Source organism: Apibacter sp. HY039 (assembly GCF_004023655.1).
In the GTDB taxonomy this organism is placed as follows: Bacteria; Bacteroidota; Bacteroidia; order Flavobacteriales; family Weeksellaceae; genus Apibacter; species Apibacter raozihei.
On record NZ_SAYM01000001.1, the window covers coordinates 678,483 to 696,325 of the forward strand.

At 33.7% G+C, this 17,843-nt stretch carries 14 protein-coding genes; 1 reads left to right on the top strand and 13 read right to left on the bottom strand.

From position 1 onward, the window contains the following. Positions 1-311 precede the first annotated feature (311 nt). Positions 312-1,376: a helix-hairpin-helix domain-containing protein gene (locus EQ921_RS03035; RefSeq protein ID WP_128330504.1), complete on the top strand. Its 1,065-nt coding sequence runs from the start codon at positions 312-314 to the stop codon at positions 1,374-1,376. 39 nt (positions 1,377-1,415) lie between these two features. Here the strand turns inward: EQ921_RS03035 and ribB are convergent, their stop codons facing one another. The 13 genes from ribB to leuB all read right to left on the bottom strand — a co-directional run bounded on the left by ribB (position 1,416) and on the right by leuB (position 17,811). Next, complete coding sequence (ribB, locus tag EQ921_RS03040) at positions 1,416-2,543, bottom strand: 3,4-dihydroxy-2-butanone-4-phosphate synthase (RefSeq protein WP_128330505.1); 1,128 nt, start codon at positions 2,541-2,543, stop codon at positions 1,416-1,418. Continuing rightward, a complete protein-coding gene (locus EQ921_RS03045; RefSeq protein ID WP_128330506.1) occupies positions 2,540-4,003 on the bottom strand; it encodes an LptF/LptG family permease in 1,464 nt (487 codons plus the stop codon). Before EQ921_RS03045 ends, ribB begins: the two co-directional genes overlap by 4 nt. 2 nt (positions 4,004-4,005) lie before the next feature. Further along, positions 4,006-4,629: a hypothetical protein gene (locus tag EQ921_RS03050; protein ID WP_128151098.1), complete on the bottom strand. Its 624-nt coding sequence runs from the start codon at positions 4,627-4,629 to the stop codon at positions 4,006-4,008. Positions 4,630-4,652: 23 nt separating this feature from the next. Then, complete coding sequence (locus EQ921_RS03055; RefSeq protein WP_128330507.1) at positions 4,653-7,115, bottom strand: DNA translocase FtsK; 2,463 nt, start codon at positions 7,113-7,115, stop codon at positions 4,653-4,655. Between the two features lie 311 nt (positions 7,116-7,426). Beyond that, the gene (locus tag EQ921_RS03060) at positions 7,427-8,164 is read right to left on the bottom strand and encodes a Bax inhibitor-1/YccA family protein (RefSeq protein WP_221410457.1); all 738 of its coding nucleotides are present in this window, start codon (positions 8,162-8,164) and stop codon (positions 7,427-7,429) included. Positions 8,165-8,275: 111 nt separating this feature from the next. After that, positions 8,276-8,707 carry a ribose 5-phosphate isomerase B gene (rpiB, locus tag EQ921_RS03065; RefSeq protein WP_128151102.1) on the bottom strand — a complete coding sequence of 144 codons (432 nt, stop codon included), beginning with the start codon at positions 8,705-8,707 and terminating at the stop codon, positions 8,276-8,278. Between the two features lie 10 nt (positions 8,708-8,717). Continuing rightward, the gene (gene gltX / locus EQ921_RS03070; RefSeq protein ID WP_128330508.1) at positions 8,718-10,232 is read right to left on the bottom strand and encodes a glutamate--tRNA ligase; all 1,515 of its coding nucleotides are present in this window, start codon (positions 10,230-10,232) and stop codon (positions 8,718-8,720) included. Positions 10,233-10,413: 181 nt separating this feature from the next. Beyond that, a complete protein-coding gene (gene ilvC / locus EQ921_RS03075) occupies positions 10,414-11,460 on the bottom strand; it encodes a ketol-acid reductoisomerase (RefSeq protein WP_128151106.1) in 1,047 nt (348 codons plus the stop codon). A gap of 18 nt (positions 11,461-11,478) precedes the next feature. Beyond that, positions 11,479-12,033 carry an acetolactate synthase small subunit gene (ilvN, locus tag EQ921_RS03080; protein ID WP_128330509.1) on the bottom strand — a complete coding sequence of 185 codons (555 nt, stop codon included), beginning with the start codon at positions 12,031-12,033 and terminating at the stop codon, positions 11,479-11,481. A 5-nt stretch (positions 12,034-12,038) separates the two neighbouring features. Then, the gene (locus EQ921_RS03085) at positions 12,039-12,710 is read right to left on the bottom strand and encodes a trans-aconitate 2-methyltransferase (protein ID WP_128330510.1); all 672 of its coding nucleotides are present in this window, start codon (positions 12,708-12,710) and stop codon (positions 12,039-12,041) included. Then, positions 12,710-14,419 carry a biosynthetic-type acetolactate synthase large subunit gene (gene ilvB / locus EQ921_RS03090; RefSeq protein ID WP_128330511.1) on the bottom strand — a complete coding sequence of 570 codons (1,710 nt, stop codon included), beginning with the start codon at positions 14,417-14,419 and terminating at the stop codon, positions 12,710-12,712. The genes EQ921_RS03085 and ilvB overlap by 1 nt, the downstream gene beginning before the upstream one ends. A 26-nt stretch (positions 14,420-14,445) precedes the next feature. After that, on the bottom strand, positions 14,446-16,275 hold the full coding sequence (ilvD, locus tag EQ921_RS03095; protein ID WP_128330674.1) for a dihydroxy-acid dehydratase: 1,830 nt from the start codon (positions 16,273-16,275) through the stop codon (positions 14,446-14,448). Positions 16,276-16,740: 465 nt separating this feature from the next. Further along, positions 16,741-17,811 carry a 3-isopropylmalate dehydrogenase gene (gene leuB / locus EQ921_RS03100; protein ID WP_128151116.1) on the bottom strand — a complete coding sequence of 357 codons (1,071 nt, stop codon included), beginning with the start codon at positions 17,809-17,811 and terminating at the stop codon, positions 16,741-16,743. Positions 17,812-17,843 lie beyond the last annotated feature (32 nt).

Here is a 17,843-nt window from a genome sequence, read left to right on the forward strand (position 1 = left end):
TAAAGTGTTGCTTATCAATAATGAGTTGCAAAAAAAAACAAAATAAAATTTAAATATGTCAGTAAAGATATCCAATTTTAAAATGGTTACTTGTTACTTTGCACTTGTAATTATCAGTCGATAATGTGAAATTGATTGAATTAATTATTCTGGAATTAAAATTAATTCAGTATTAAGTAATTAATTAGGCATATTTAAAAAAATACATATATTTCGTATTTTCCCAGTAAGCCACTCTTTTAAAGAGTGGCTTATTTTATTGTGAGTTACCACATTTTTTTATAATTTTATCTTATATTTTAATCTTTGACATGGTAAATTTACGATTGAAAATGATACGTGAGCAACGTTTAGGTGTATGTATATTATTGGGATTTATTTTATTTGCTGAGGTAATTTTACACAAGGATATTTTCAAAGAAGGTGAAATTGAATTTCAGGAACTTCCTTTAGAATGGCAAAATGTTCAATCAGATAAAAATAATTATGAACCTGTTCAATCAAATTTGAAACCCTTTAATCCTAATTCGTTAAGTAAGGAGCAATGGCTTCAGTTAGGATTTACAGAACGCCAAGCCGAAGTTATTCTAAAATATAAAAAAAAGCTGGGAGGCTCTTTTACATCCAAATTGCAATTAAAAGAATGCTTTATAATTACGGAAAGAAAATATAAAGAATTGGAACCTTTTTTATTGATAGATGCTCATTATGCATTTAAGCAGACAGAAGATAAAAAAACGATAAATTATAAAATAAAAAAATTTGATCCCAATATTTTAAAAAGTGACGATTGGATAAGCATGGGTTTTACTGAAAAGCAAGCTGAAGTCATTTTGAAATACAAAAAAACTCTGGGAGGTAATTTTGTTTCAAAAGAACAGTTGAAAAAATGTTACGTAATCAGTGAAAATAAATATAAAGAACTATACCCTTACATAGTGATAAATGAAACTGTAAATCGTAAGGTTGAGCATCTGGCTGATGTAACAAGTCCTCGTCATGAAATTATTAAAAAAGATTTGAATAGTACTACATATAAAGAGCTTTGGCCACTTGTAAAAGATGCTTATATAATAAATCGTATTCTTAAATTCAGAGAAGCATTGGGCGGATTTGTTTCTGTAGATCAGATTAATGAGGTATACGGAATATCAAAAGAAGTTTCTGAAAAACTGGTTACTTATTATAAAATAGATATATCAAAGGTTGAAAAAATAGATCTTAAATTATGTACGGAAGAAAAATTAAAAAAACATGTTTATTTCCGAAAATATAAAGATGTGATTGTTAAAGCACGAAGTGAAGGGAAAGACCCGGTTACAGTTCTTAAGCAAACAGATCCTGCCTATGAATTAATGATAAAATATATAAAGTAAAAAGTAAAAAGGCAGTTATTTTGTAACTGCCTAATATTTTTAAATTTTAATTTCTTCTGTAATTTCTATGTCATATCCATCCAGAGATAAATTTTTCCCGGGATTTTGAGTTATACTCATAATTTTTTTGATTCCGAGATCTTTAATGATTTGTGCACCTATTCCAAAGTCTCTTTCATCTGTATTGGCAAGAGTAATATTATCACCAGCCAAATATTTTTTAACTTCTTTAAGATTGGAGGCAACGGAAGTATGTGAATAATATGGATTATTTATAAACAAAATAGCTCCTTTTTGTTCCTTGTTGATAATTTCAATTGTTTTTTCCAAAATATTTTCTTCTCCTTTTGAGAGTAATTTAAATAAGTCGGTATAAGAGTTCATGGAATTAACCCTTACCGGAACAATATCATTTTCGGATAAATTACCCTTAGTTAGAGCAAAATGAACCTGATCGTTTGTTTTATCCCTATAAGTAACCATTAGGAAATCTCCAAAATGAGTACTTATAGTATCTTCGTCAATTTTTTCAATAAGAGAATCGTATTTTAACCTATAAGCTATCAAATCCTTAATAGTGACAATCTTTAAGTTAAACTTTTCCGCAACTTCAACCAGCTGAGGTAAGCGAGCCATACTTCCGTCTTCATTCATTATTTCAATTAATACTCCGGTAGAAGGCATTCCGGCAAGTTGAAGCAAGTCAACTGCAGCTTCAGTGTGTCCGTTTCTTTTTAAGACTCCCCCTTTTTTAGCAATTAATGGGAATATATGGCCAGGGCGACCAAAATCTTCAGGCTTTATATTTTCATCAGCCAGAGCACGAATAGTTTTGGAACGATCAGAAGCTGAAATTCCAGTGCTTACACCATGTCCCAGTAAATCAACAGATACAGTGAATGCTGTTCCTTTAGGGTCAGTATTTTTACCGACCATAAACTCCAAATTGAGTTCTTCTGCGCGTTTCGGTGTCAGAGGAGCACAAACCAGTCCTCTTCCGTACATAGTCATAAAATTAATGGTTTCAGGAGTCATAGTGGAAGCTGCCGCTATAAAATCTCCTTCATTCTCTCTGTCTTCATCATCTACAACTATGATTACTTTGCCTTGTCTCAGATCTTCCAAAGCCTCAGCAATTGTATTTATTTTTAATTCTGTATTTATCATTGGTATCTACTATGTTCTGTGTTTTTTTTCTTTTTAAATTTAGCAATAAATTTCTGTACCGGTTCTCGATATTTGTCTATATCAAATAATTCTGAATCTTTCATAGATTTTATAGTCAGGAATACTCCGAGTGGAAACAGTAACAGATTAGGCATCCATGATGCCCAATAGGCATTAAGTACCTGATTTTTTGCTAAATTTTCCATATATAATCCTATAACATAAAATATGATGAAAATAATAACGGCAACCACTACGGGCATTCCAACTCCTCCTTTTCTTATAATTGAACCTAAGGGAGCACCAATCAAGAAGAATACAATACAGGTAAAGGAATAAGAGACCATATTTTTATGTTGCCACAGAATCATTTTTGATATATATTTTCCTGCAGATTTAATTTCGGCAGAACGTGTTTCTAATTCATCTTTAGAAATTTTGACCTGATTGATAGCGTTTTTAACCAATTGTAGTTTGGTATCATCTTTAAGACGATTCCATTCAAAAGGTAATTTACTGTTCGAATGTTTAACCGGTATAGAGTCTGTTTTACGAAAATCGCCCAGTAAAATCATAAGTGCGTTTTCAGATATACCTTTGTAATAAGTTTTATTAGAGTTTTTAATGGAATCTATATAAGGAGTTAATTGCCTGAAGGATTTATAACGGAAATTATCTCCTCCGGATTCACGATCCAAAGATTCTTTTATTAAATCAGAAATATCAAAATATTGTGTAAGCGTATCAAATTTTATACGAGTTGCAGGTTGTTTTTGAAGATCTTTGGGACTTTTTCCCCTGATTTCATTCTGATAAATATATCCGTCGTATAATTCTAATTTTAAGTAATAATTATCTTTAGAAACAATCTCTCCTTTATCAGCAATTATGGTTTGTTGATCTTCAAATGGAGAAGCATTTTTATGAATAAAAACATCTTTCCATTCCCTGTCATCCTTGCCTCCTTTTTTACCTATTTTAATGCTATAAGGATTCATTTCTTTAATAAAACGTCCTTCTTCAAAGTTGAGGGCGGGGCGGGTCTGAACAATGTTAATTAACATATTTCTAGCTCTTCTCTGATTATCAGGAAGGGTGGTATTTGAAAAATAAAATAGCCAGATAGCCATTACTACTACAAACCCAAATAGTGGATACATTATTCTTGCAAGCGAAATTCCTGCGGATTTCATAGCTGCCAGTTCGTATCTTTCACCAAAACCGCCAAAGGCCATAATGGAAGATAAGAGTATGGTTAAAGGAAGAACTAAACGGATAACGTCCAAACCTAAATAATATAATAGTTTGGCAATATCCCAGAGAGTCAGCCCCTTTCCTAAAAATTTATCCATTTGAGTAAAGGCAAACTGAACTACGAAAATGAACATTAAAACACTGAAAATAAATAGAAAAGGACCAAAAAAAGTACGTATAATATACCAGTCTAACTTTTTAATCATGTTTATAACTCTGTGAGTGTATAATCTTTGTAATTATTTTTATCAAAGGTAAGTAAAGATTTATTAACGATAAGGTTTTCTTTAAAATCTACCACAGTTAAGATCAGTGAACTTCCGTCATTATAATATTCGGAAACACGTACTATTTTATTATCGGATATAGCCAGCACAATAGATTTTGATTTTTTCTTGTCAGTAGGAATTAATCGTATTATACTGCATTTAACGTGATTGACCAGATTAGTTCCTTCATATGAAATGTCAAATCCTTTTTTATAAAGATTCAGAATGCTCGTAGGGGATAAACTTTCACCGTCTTCTTTTCCTGTTGAAGTAATTTCTTTATCCTCTTTCGAAATGGTGTAAATTTTATTTCCGTCGAATATCTGAGTGACATTTGGTAATATTAAATGGTATTTTTCACCAGCTGCATATATCTGACCGGTTTCTGCGCTGCTTTTCTGGTTAGGAACGGTATATAGGAAATTGAATTTGAGATAGAAAGTTGTGCTTTTACTAAGCTTTTCACTTGCTGTATCAAGTAATTTTTTTGCTTCAGGATCAATTTTTTGAGCTCCGATAAAAATGGTAGAAATAAGAAATATAAGTGCAAATGTTTTTTTCATGATTTAAGATTTAAAAAATAGTTTTAGAGTTTTTCCAATAATTGTTCCAAAGTATTTAAGTCGGTTATTAAAACCTTACGGGCTTTACTTCCTTCAAAAGGACCAACAATTCCGGTAGCTTCCAGTTGATCCATAATCCTTCCTGCACGATTATAACCTAAGGATAATTTTCTTTGAATTAGTGAAGTTGATCCCTGCTGAGCGGTTACAATAACTCTGGCAGCATCATTAAATAGTTCATCTTTTTTCGCTTCGCTGATATCACTATCTTGCGTGGAAGCTTTTTCTTCATAAAATTCAGGAAGTAAATAGGCATCCACATAGCCTTGTTGTGAACCTATATATTCAGTGATTTTATCAACTTCAGGAGTATCCACAAAGGCACATTGCATTCTTATCAGTTCATTTCCGGTTGTGAAAAGCATATCTCCTTTACCGATCAGCTGATCGGCACCGTTACCGTCAAGAATTGTACGTGAGTCAATTTTCGATGTTACCCGGAAAGCGACCCGGGCTGGGAAATTGGCTTTAATCATACCTGTTATCACATTAACAGAAGGGCGTTGGGTAGCTATAATTAAATGAATACCAATAGCTCTAGCTAGCTGAGCGAGACGTGCTATAGGTAATTCAACTTCTTTTCCCGCTGTCATTATTAAGTCTGCAAACTCGTCAATAACCAATACTATATAAGGTAAAAAACGATGTCCTTTTTCAGGATTCAGTTTTCTTTCTTTGAATTTTTCGTTGTATTCTTTAATGGTTCTTACATACGCTGCCTGTAAAAGCTTATACCTATTATCCATTTCAACACAAAGTGAATTAAGTGTGTTAATCACTTTGGTGGTATCAGTAATAATGGCTTCGTCGGAATCAGGAAGTTTAGCTAAAAAATGTCTCTCAATTTTGTTGTAAAGGGTTAATTCCACTTTTTTAGGATCAACAAATACAAATTTCAGTTCGCTCGGGTGCTTTTTATATAGCAGAGAAGCTACGATAGCATTCAAGCCGACAGATTTTCCTTGTCCTGTAGCCCCTGCCATAAGCAAGTGAGGCATTTTAGTTAAATCTGTAACAAATGTTTCGTTGGAGATGGTTTTTCCAAAGACAATGGGAAGCTCCATATCAATTTTCTGAAATTTTTGTGAAGCAATAACCGATCTCATCGATACCATAGTTGGGTTGCTGTTAGGAACTTCAATCCCTATAGTTCCTTTTCCAGGAATGGGAGCTATAATACGGATTCCTAAAGCAGCTAAACTCAGAGCAATATCATCTTCAAGATTTTTAATTTTAGAAATACGCACTCCTGCTTCTGGTATAATTTCATATAATGTTACAGTAGGACCTATAGTTGCTTTTATACTGGCAATAGCAATTCCATAATTAGCAAGAGTAGTAACAATTTTATTTTTGTTTTCTTCTAATTCTTCGTTATTTATGGTTATCGCCTCAGTCGTATTATAGGCTTTAAGTAATTCTAAAGGAGGATATTTATATTTAGGTAGTTCTAGCTTAGGATCATAAGGGCCAAATTCATTTACAATGTTTTGTCCTATTTCATCCTCTGATAAAATAGTTTCGGTTTCGGTTTCTTCTATAGTAAGATTAAGTTCTTCAATGGTTTCTTCCTCTTGCGGAATATCTATTTCAAAATCTGTGGATTGAGATATGTTTTCTGTGTGATTTTCTTTAGGTGATATAGGCTCTAATGTAGAAACTATAGGATTTTCAATATTAGTATTTTCAACTAAAGGTTGATCCACTGTCTGATTTGAGTTTTTTTCTAAAGATAAATCTTCTGATTGTACTTTTGTAACAATAGTTTCAGATATAATGGTTTTAGGGTCCTCGATTTTTTCATAAATAAGTTCTTCTTCAAAAGGTTCTTTTTCCTTTTCAGAACTTTTATTCTCAAATCTGCTTTTTTGAGTATTTATTTTAGATTTAATATTTTCAACACTCAGATTAAATTCGAGAACAAAATAAATAATGATGGCTGCAACTAATAGGATACCTGTTCCTACACTACCCATAAGAGATTTTAGATAATCGTAAACCTCATAACCGATTAATCCTGAAAGTAGCCATTTGGAACCAAAAATCATAGCCAGAAATACCGGCAGCCATATAATGAAAAATATACCGTGGGAGAGTAGTTTCCAAAGTTTAATAATTTCTTTACCGAAGAGAACTTTAAAAGATAAAATGAATAGATAAAAAGGTATAAAAAAGGCTACAATCCCAATACCGTTAAATATAAATATTTCTCCCAGATAAGCACCTATTTTGCCGATCATATTTTGGGTAGTGATACTTTTATTTAAAAAATCTGTCAGCTGACTTTGATCTTCTTTCCAGTAAAAGTAAAAAGAAACAAAGGATATAAACAAGACAATAGATAAAATAAATAAGAGCAATCCTAAGATTGTTTTCGACACCAGCTTTTTTTGTAATTGAGGGTTGTCTTTAGAGGTGTTCTCCATTCTAGTTATATACAAATATGTTGAAAACACAAAAATACGATTTCTGTTTTATATTTAACTTTAAAAAAGTGTTAATCCTTGAAGTGTTTGTTTAAACTTGTTGATATATAGGTAACTATAATAAATACTTTTATTTTGAAATATTTACAAAGTATATAATTAATTGTAAATGATTGATACTATATACATCTAAATGCTTCGGAATGAAGTATAAATTTTAGTTTAAGATGAATTTTAAAAATTATGACAAAAAAACTCGGTCACATTTACTGTGACCGAGTTAAATATTATTTTATGTATGCAAAGCATTCTTATTTTCTTCCTCCGAAAAAACGAAGTAAAAATAAAAATAGATTGATAAAGTCTAAGTACAATGCTAAGGCTCCCATAATAGCTCCTTTCGTGTATTCTTCCTGTCCGGATTCTCCTATTTGAGAACCAATTTCTTTTACCTTTTGAGTGTCGTAAGCAATAAGACCTACAAAAACTAAAACACCTACTACAGATATGATTAAATCCAGCATAGAATTTTTAAGAAAAATATTTACGATTATTGCTAAAATAATACCTATTAAAGCCATGGATAAAATTCTTCCGAATTTTGTTAAATCTGTTTTAGTAAAATATCCGTAAGCACTCATGATTGCAAAAGTACCTGCAGTGATAAAGAAAGTAGTAGCAATTGAGCCCATATTATAAACAAGGAAAATCATGGATAAGGTCATTCCGTTTATAAAAGAGTAAAAAAGAAACACAGCAGTTGCTAAGCCGGCAGTCATGCGATTAATTGCACCACTTAAACTGAATACAAGTGCTAATTCGCCTATAATTAAAGCATAGAATAAAAAGGTTGCTTTTCCTGTAACAGGATTAAACATCATACTTAACAGAGCGGGAGTATTGGCGCATAGGTAAGCAGTTAAACCTGTAATAGCAAGAGCAAGGCTCATCCACATATATACTTTTGAAATGAATGTAGCCTGCTGTTTAGCAATTGCTTCATTTTTTATAGATACATCCATTGTGTTTTGATATTCGTTATGTTCCATCAATTAAATTTTAATTGTTAAAAATACAAAATTATTTCTATAATAAGAAATATCAAAATTTGTTCCTTAGTTTAAATTCCGGAATTTTTGACATTTATTATTAAATCTGGTTTACCATTTGGAAATTTTGTCTACACGTGTCTGATGTCTTCCGCCTTCAAACTCAGTTTCAAGAAAGGTATCTATAATTTCCTGAGCAAGTTCTTTTGCTATAAATCGGGCAGGAATAGCAACAACGTTTGAGTTATTGTGTTGACGAGTAAGTCTTGCTATATCGGTTTGCCAGCAGAGTGCACAGCGAATACCTGCGTGTTTATTTGCTGTAATAGATACTCCTTCACCGCTTCCGCAAAAAAGTATTCCGTATTCGAATTCTTTGTTTTCCACAGCAATAGCTAATGGATGAACAAAATCAGGATAATCACAGCTGGCAGATGAATGTGTGCCAAAGTCATGAACCTGATACCCTTTGCTTTTTAGATAATCTATGATATAATTTTTGTATTCAAATCCTGCATGATCAGATGCTAGTGCTATTTTCATAAATGATTTTTTAAAGTTTAATTTCCGTTTCTAAATTTTTTATACGTTTCAGGCTTTCACTTTTACCCAAAATTTCCATAATTACAGGGATGTCAGGGCCTTTCAATTCTCCTACAAGTGATAATCGGAGTGGTTGCATAACTTTTCCAAATCCCAGTCCCGATTTTTCTACAAATTCATGAATGCAATTGTGAAGGTCTTTTTCATTAAAAGATATAGTTTCCAATTCTTCCCACAATTGTCTTAGAATTGATTGGGTATCTTCTTTAACTACTTTTTTTAAATTTTTTTCGTCGTATTTTTCAGGTCTAACCCAAAAAAAAGATCCGGCATCCCAAATTTCTTTTATAAAATTAACTCGTTCTTTAAGCAAGGAAACAATTTTTAAATCTTTTTCATGATTGATTTCAATTCCTTTTTCTTCTAAAACTTTTTGAAAATAGGGAAGTAAATTTTCTGCTTTGTCATTAAGTATATACTCATGATTAAACCATTTGGCTTTATCATGGCTGAATCTTGCTCCTGACTTATGTACTTTATGTAAATCAAACTCCTGTATCATTTCTTCCATAGACAAAATTTCTTTGTTATCTGATGGAGACCAGCCTAAAAGAGCCAGCATGTTAACAAAAGCCTGCGGAAGATAGCCTTCTTCCCGATATCCCATTGAAGAAGTTTGTTCCTTTTCGTTTTCCCATGCAAGCGGGAATACAGGGAATCCAAATTTATCGCCGTCTCTTTTGCTTAGTTTGCCTTTACCCTCGGGTTTAAGTATCAGCGGAAGGTGAGCGAATTCTGGAGCTTTCCATTCAAAGGCTTCATAAAGTAAAACATGAAGAGCCATGGAAGGAAGCCATTCTTCTCCTCGTATTACATGTGAAATTTTCATCAAGTGATCGTCTACTATGTTAGCAAAATGGTAGGTAGGCATTCCATCTGCTTTTACTAATACTTTATCATCTAAAGTGTTAGTGTCGATGGTGAATTGACCTCTTATGATATCGTTAAGTACAAGCGTACGGTTTACCGGGGTTTTAAAACGAATCACATAGGGCTCGTTATTCTTAATTTTTTCAGTAACAGTTTCTTTAGCTAGGTTCAGACTGTTGTTTAATGAATTCCTGATTTCATGATTGTAGGAAAATACACTGCCTTTAGCTTCATATTCGGAACGTAATTTTTCAAGCTCGTCAGGAGTATCAAAAGCTATATACGCATATTCCGTATTCAAAATTGCCGTAATATATTCTTTATAAATATCTTTTCGTTCCGATTGTCTGTAAGGTCCAAAGGGTCCACCTATTTGAGGACTTTCATCTATAGTGAGCCCGCACCATTGTAATGACTCGTTGATGTATTGTTCTGCACCTTCTACAAAACGTGCCTGATCTGTATCTTCTATACGAAGTATAAATTTACCGTTGTTTTTTTTTGCAAATAAATAATTATATAAGGCAGTTCGTACTCCTCCTATATGTAAATATCCCGTAGGGCTGGGGGCAAATCTTACTCTAACTTCTGACATATGTTGTTGTTTTCTCTACAAAAATACTAAACATAATGAACTTTTATGATAATTATTTGTTAGTATTATCTGAAGTGTGAAAAAGAAGTAAGTTTCGTGTAAATAGTTGTATAGGATTTTTTTAAAAAATCTGATAAAAATGAAAAACCCTCAATATTTCGTTGAGGGTTTTTTTATAATATTAATTATTTTCTGGTCTAAGTTCTCTAACTACTGCACCGGTTCTCCACATTTCGCTTTCACGAAGAGCTTTTAATTCTTCTTCTAATTTTTCACGATAATCTGGTTTTGAGTTTGTATCTATAGAACGTTGAGCTTCATTTCCACAAGCTACTTCAGCGTATAGTTTTGCAAATACAGGTTTGGTAGCATCATGGAAAGGTCCCATCCAGTCTAATGCACCTCTTTGTGCTGTAGTAGAACAGTTTGCGTACATCCAATCCATACCTTTTTCTGCAAATAAAGGCATTAATGATTGGGTAAGTTCTTCAACAGTTTCATTAAAAGCTTCAGAAGGAGTATGTCCGTTTTCTCTAAGTACTTCGTATTGAGCTTGTAATATTCCCTGGATAGCTCCCATTAAAGTACCTCTTTCTCCCGTTAAATCTGAATAAACTTCTCTTTTAAAATCAGTTTCAAAAAGATATCCTGATCCAACACCAATACCTAAAGCAATAGTTCTTTCTTTAGCTCTTCCTGTAGCATCCTGGAATATAGCAAAACTTGAATTCAAACCTCTTCCTTCTAAAAACATACGTCTTAGACTGGTGCCTGATCCTTTCGGTGCTACTAATATAACATCAATATCAGCAGGAGGAACAATTCCAGTTCTGTCGTTAAATGTTATTCCAAAACCGTGAGAAAAGTATAATGCTTTACCAGCAGTTAAGTGTGGTTTTAATTTTGGCCATACTTCTATTTGTGCTGCATCGGATAATAAATACTGGATGATAGTTCCTTTAGCGGCTGCTTCTTCAATATCGAATAAAGTTTCTCCAGGTACCCAGCCGTCTGCAACTGCTTTTTCCCAGGTTTTACCACCTTTACGCTGACCGATGATTACATTGAAACCATTATCACGTAAATTTAATGCTTGTCCCGGACCTTGTACTCCGTATCCGATAACGGCTATTGTTTCACTTTTAAGTACTTCTCTTGCTTTTTCTAAAGGAAATTCTTCACGGGTAACTACGTTTTCAACTACCCCTCCAAAATTCATTTCTGCCATGTTATTATTTTTTTTAATTTATTTTTCTATTAATGATTCTTTTGTTTTTAATTCTGCAAGCATATCGCTTAACCTTTCTATTTTTGATGTATTTACAGCAATCCTTCCTGAACGTATAAATTGTAATACCTGTATAGTATCACTTAATTCGTTGAAAAGAGCTTGTGTATCGGAGTAATGTCCGGTTTTTTGTATTACTACACAAACTTCGTTTATTTCCAGTATTTGTGCATTGTATTTACGTATAAGATTTTCCACAGAGCCAATTTTTAAAAATTCGGGCGTGGATAATTTATATAATGCGATTTCCTGATGAATCAGCTCACTATCTGTGTTGAAGTAGGATTTTAGGACATCTACACTTTTATCAATTTGTTTAACTACCTTTTCAATAGTAACATTGTCGCACCATACGGTGACAGTAAATTTATGTATACCTTTGATTGCCGACGGAGAAACGGATAGAGTTTCAATATTAAGAAATCTTCTGGTAAAAACGCTGGTTACTTGTCCCAGTAATCCTACCGTATTTTCTGAAAAGATAGTAACAGTATATAAGGTTTTATTTTCCATGTTTTTTATTTTTTAGCATATATAACAGCAAAGTCATAATATTTATATAAACAATCAACTTCTTTAAATCCGGCATCACTTAGCCAGGTTAATTGTTGGAATAAGGGAGATCTTTTGTCTAATTTTATTCTTTCATAAGCAGCATTAATTTCTTCATCAGTTAAGCCGCTGTTTTCAATTTTCTCTTTCCATCGTTCTTCATAAAGTTTGACAAAATATTCACTGGATCCCGAGATTTGCTCAGCATTAATAAATATTCCCCCTTGATTAAGATTAAAATATATAGAATTATAAAGTTCTATTTTATCTTGATCTACTAAGTGATGAATGGCTAACGAAGATATGACAACATCGTATGTGTCTGTGAAATGGTGCTTTGTAAAATCTTCACAAACAATCTTCACATTAGGTGAATCAGAAAATCTTTTTTCAGCAATTTCCAACATTTTTTCTGAAAGATCAACTAAAGTTATCCTGGCATCAGGATATTTTTTTAAGACAAAGTTTGAAAAGAGACCTGTACCAGCTCCTATGTCAAGTATCTTTGGAGAATTTCCAGAGTAATTTATGTTTTCACAGGCAATTTGATAAAAGTCATCAAAGCAAGGTATCAAGTGACTTCTTTGTTGATCATATTTCTGGGCAACAGAATTAAAATTAGATCTTACAGATTCCATTACACTTTTTTAGAAGCTCCCAACATTATATTAGTGACACAGGTTCCGGCCGGAATCATTGGATATACCATTCCTTCCAGTTCAACTTGTACATCCAGTAAGTAGGGACCTTTATGATTAATCATTTCAGCTATTGCGCCATCTAAATCTTCTCGCTGACTAACTGAGCGTGATTCTATTCTATATGCTTTTGCGATAGCTACAAAATCAGGATTGTCCATTATAGTTTCTGAATATCTTTCATCAAAAAATAGTTCCTGCCATTGGCGAACCATTCCTAAGAAATGATTGTTTAAGATAATTATCTTAACATCGATATCGTACTGCATAATAAGTCCTAATTCCTGAATAGTCATCTGGAATCCGCCATCACCTACAAATAAACAAACGGTTCGGTTCGGTGCTCCAATTTTAGCTCCGATGGCTGCAGGTAATCCGAATCCCATAGTTCCCAATCCACCGGAAGTTACTACGCTTCGGGTCTGATTGTATTTAAAATATCGTACTCCCATCATTTGATGCTGCCCTACATCGGTAACAAGTATTCCATCGTTGTGAGTGGCTTCGGATACTTTGTTTACCACTTCACCCATTTTTAATCCGCCCGTATCTGGAAAAACTTCATTTTTAACGACAATGTTATATTCTTCCTCATCGTGTTCCTTAAAGCTATTTCTCCATTCCGTATGTTTATTCTCGCTAATTAATTTTGTAACTTCACTAATAGCTTTTTTAGCATCACCTAAAACTTTAGCTGTAGTTTTCACATTTTTATCAATTTCTGCCGGATCTATATCGAAATGAATAATCTTTGCCTGTTTAGCATAGGTTTTCAGATCTCCGGTCACCCGGTCATCAAATCTCATACCTATAGCAATAAGTACATCACATTCATTGGTTTTCATATTAGGAGCTACGTTTCCGTGCATTCCTAGCATTCCTACGTTTAAAGGATGTTCAGTAGGTAATGCTGAAAGACCTAAAATGGTTGAAGCCCCAGGAATATCTGCTTTTTCAAGCATTGTTATTAATTCTTTTTCAGCACCGCTTAATATAACTCCCTGCCCTATAAGAGCCAGTGGTTTTTTAGCTTCATTAATAAGTTTTGCAGCTTCTTGAACCTCTTCAGCATTTATATCCGGATCCGGCTGATAACTTCTTATAAAGCTCATTTTTTCGTATGAGTATTCAAATAGGCCTTGTTGTGCATCTTTGGTAATATCAATAACAACCGGACCTTTCCTTCCGGTATTTGCTATATAAAATGCACGCGCAATAGCCTTGGGAATATCTTCTGCTCTCCTTACCTGGTAAGTCCATTTACTTATAGGTTTGGTTATTCCAACCACATCTGCTTCCTGAAAGGCATCACTTCCCAAGAGTCCGGAAAATACCTGTCCTGTGAGTACCACTAAAGGGGTACTATCAATCATAGCATCTGCAATACCAGTCACTGTATTGGTAGCTCCGGGACCAGAGGTGACCAGAACAATACCCGGTTTACCGGTAACCCGTGCATAGCCCTGAGCAGCATGAGCTGCAGCTTGTTCATGTCTGACCAGATAATGGTTTATTCTATCTTTATAGTCATATAAAGCATCAAATACAGGCATAATAGCACCTCCCGGATATCCAAAAATGGTATCCACCCCCTCGTTTATCAATGAACGTATAAGGGCCTCACTTCCAGAAATTTTGTTATTACTCATAGCTTTTTTATTCTTATTTGGTCTTTTTAATTGATGATTCTAACGGCGCCCAGGTCAGCAGAGCTAACCATGCTGGCATATGCTTTCAGAGCTTTAGATATTTCTCGTACTCTTTCAGGTTTAAATGCTTTATCTCCTTTGGCTAATTCCTGAGATCTTCTAAATTCCAATTCTTCGTCAGATAACTTAACCTGAATTATACGGTTGGGTATGTCAATTTCAATAATATCTCCATCTTCTACTAGTCCAATAGCTCCTCCGGCAGCAGCTTCTGGTGAAACATGTCCGATTGATAATCCGGAGGTTCCACCCGAAAATCTTCCGTCTGTAATAAGTGCACATTCTTTCCCTAAGTGTCGGGATTTAATATAGGAAGTAGGATATAGCATTTCCTGCATTCCAGGTCCGCCTTTAGGTCCTTCATACGTAATGATAACTACGTCGCCGGACTGTACTTTACCGCTTAGTATTCCTTCACAGGCATCATCCTGAGACTGGAAAACTTTAGCTGTTCCTGAAAATTTAAATATACTTTCATCTACTCCTGCAGTTTTTACTACACAGCCGTTTAAAGCTATGTTGCCTTTAAGTATAGCGAGACCTCCGTCTTTAGTATAAGCATGTTCCATATCTCTGATACAGCCTTCTGAACGGTCATTGTCTAATTCTTTGTAAGTTGAATTCTGTGATCCCATGACAAGGTTAAATTTATTTCCAGGAGCGGATTTGTATAAATTCAAAGCTTCATCTGTAGGTGTGCTTTTGGTTATATCGTAATTATCTATCGCTTCTTTAAGGGTAAATCCATCAATACGTTTTGAAGAAGTATCAATTAAATTTCCTTTGGCAAGTTCTCCCATAATTCCTAAGATTCCACCGGCTCTGTTTACATCCTGAATGTGATACTTAACAGTATTAGGTGCAACTTTACACAGGCAAGGTGTTTTTCTCGATAAGAAGTCTATATCATCCATAGTAAAATCGACTCCGGCTTCATGAGCTATGGCTAACAAGTGTAAAATAGTATTGGTAGATCCTCCCATGGCTATATCTAATGTCATTGCGTTAAGAAAAGCCTGCTTATTGGCAATAGATCTTGGCAAAACAGAATCATCACCCTGATGATAATATTTATAGGAATTTTCTACAATCAGATTTGCGGCGTCTGTAAATAATTTTTTACGATTTGCATGCGTAGCAACAATAGTTCCGTTACCCGGAAGTGCTAATCCGATTGCCTCGTTTAAACAATTCATAGAATTAGCAGTAAACATTCCTGAGCAGGATCCGCAGGTAGGACAGGCTAAACGTTCTATGGCATTAACCTCTTTATCAGAAACGCTGGAATCAGCTGATTTTATCATAGCATCAATTAAATCAAGATGCTGATTATTATATTCTCCGGCTTCCATAGGACCTCCGGATACAAATATGGTGGGTATATTTAACCGCATGGATGCGATAAGCATTCCGGGAGTGATTTTATCACAGTTGCTAATGCAAATCATTGCATCTGCTTTGTGCGCATTTACCATATATTCCACACTATCAGCAATCAGATCTCTGGATGGTAAAGAGTAAAGCATTCCATCATGCCCCATTGCAATTCCATCATCTATTGCTATAGTATTAAATTCAGCCGCAAAGCAACCTTGTTTTTCAATTTCTGATTTTACATATTGGCCTATTTCATGTAAGTGTACATGTCCTGGTACAAATTGAGTGAATGAGTTTACAATTGCAATTAGGGGTTTCCCCATTTGTTCTTCTTTCATTCCATTAGCCCTCCAGAGAGCTCTGGCGCCGGCCATTCTTCGGCCTTGAGTGCTGGTATGGCTTCGTAACTGATTTTTCATCTTTTTCACATACTGTTTTTAAACAAAAGACCCTTTCTCATGGGTAGAGAAAGGGCTTAAGATATTTTATTAACTACACAATAATATTAAAAACCTTTCTCTTCTATAAGGAAATGACCAGAAGAATGAGGATGATTAATGTATTGTAGTTATTAATAGACATTGGTTATATTTTATTTTTTATTTAAATAAATACAGTTCAAAATTAAAATAGTTTTTTATTATATCCAAATATTTTAACAACAAATATTTTAAAATTATTAGTTAAAAAATATTATTTGGTAGTAAAAGTTTAATAAAATATTGAATTATTTACCTTTTAATGTTTTTATAATTTAAGTATTTTCAATTAAAATGTTAAAACAATCGGATAATCCTAAAAATAGATCTTTATTTTTTTTATTTATTATTGATTTGATAAATAATTATTTCTCATTTAATCTTAAACCTGTTTCATTTTTTATTTTAAGCTTTCTTAATATAATCGATTATCCAACTTCCGACTTCGGAGGTCGAATAGGATTTTTCACCGGAAGCAATATCTTCTGTAACTATTTTTTGTTCCATAGAAGCATCCACAGCTTTTCTTATTAATGCTCCTTCTTCTTTTAAATTAAAAGCATATTCGAACATTAAAGCTGATGAAAGTATTGTGGCTAAAGGGTTAGCTATATTCTTACCGGCAGCCTGAGGGTAGGAGCCGTGAATAGGTTCGAAAACAGAAGTGTGAATTCCTATAGATGCGGAAGGAAGCATACCTAAAGATCCTGTGATTACAGAAGCTTCATCTGTCAATATATCTCCAAAAAGATTTTCTGTTACTAATACGTCAAATCTTTTCGGCCATTGAATCATTTGCATTGCTGCATTATCAACAAACATATATTCTGTTTCAATATGTGGAAATTCTTTTTCAATTTCCTGAGCTACCTGTCTCCATAATCTTGATGTACAAAGTACATTAGCTTTATCGACTACTGTTAGTTTTTTGTTTCTCTGTTCAGCAAGTTTATAAGATAACCGCACAATTCTTTCGATCTCTTCACGTGTATATACACAGGTATCATAGGCTGTATTACCGTCTTCACTTCTTCCTTGTGGTCTTCCGAAATAGAGTCCACCCGTAAGTTCTCTGACACACATAAAGTCTGCACCTTCCACTAAATCTGCCCGCAAAGGAGACTTGTGAATTAGAGATGGGAAAGTGTTGATTGGTCTAAGATTAGCATATAAGCCTAAATCTTTTCGCATTTTCAGTAGGCCTTGCTCAGGTCTTATTTTTGCTGAAGGATCATTATCGTATTTAGGATCTCCGATAGCTCCGAATAAAACGGCATCAGAATCCATACATAAGTCATGGGTTTCCTGCGGATACGGATTTCCTGTTTTGTCAATAGCAATTGCTCCTACTAAAGCTTCTTTATAAGTAAGTTCGTGATTAAATTTGGTACATATGGTTTTAGTAACTTCGAGTGCCTGATTAACAATTTCTGGCCCGATGCCATCTCCGGGAAGTACAGCTATATTTAATTTCATCGTATAATTTATTTAATGTTTTTTCTAATCAT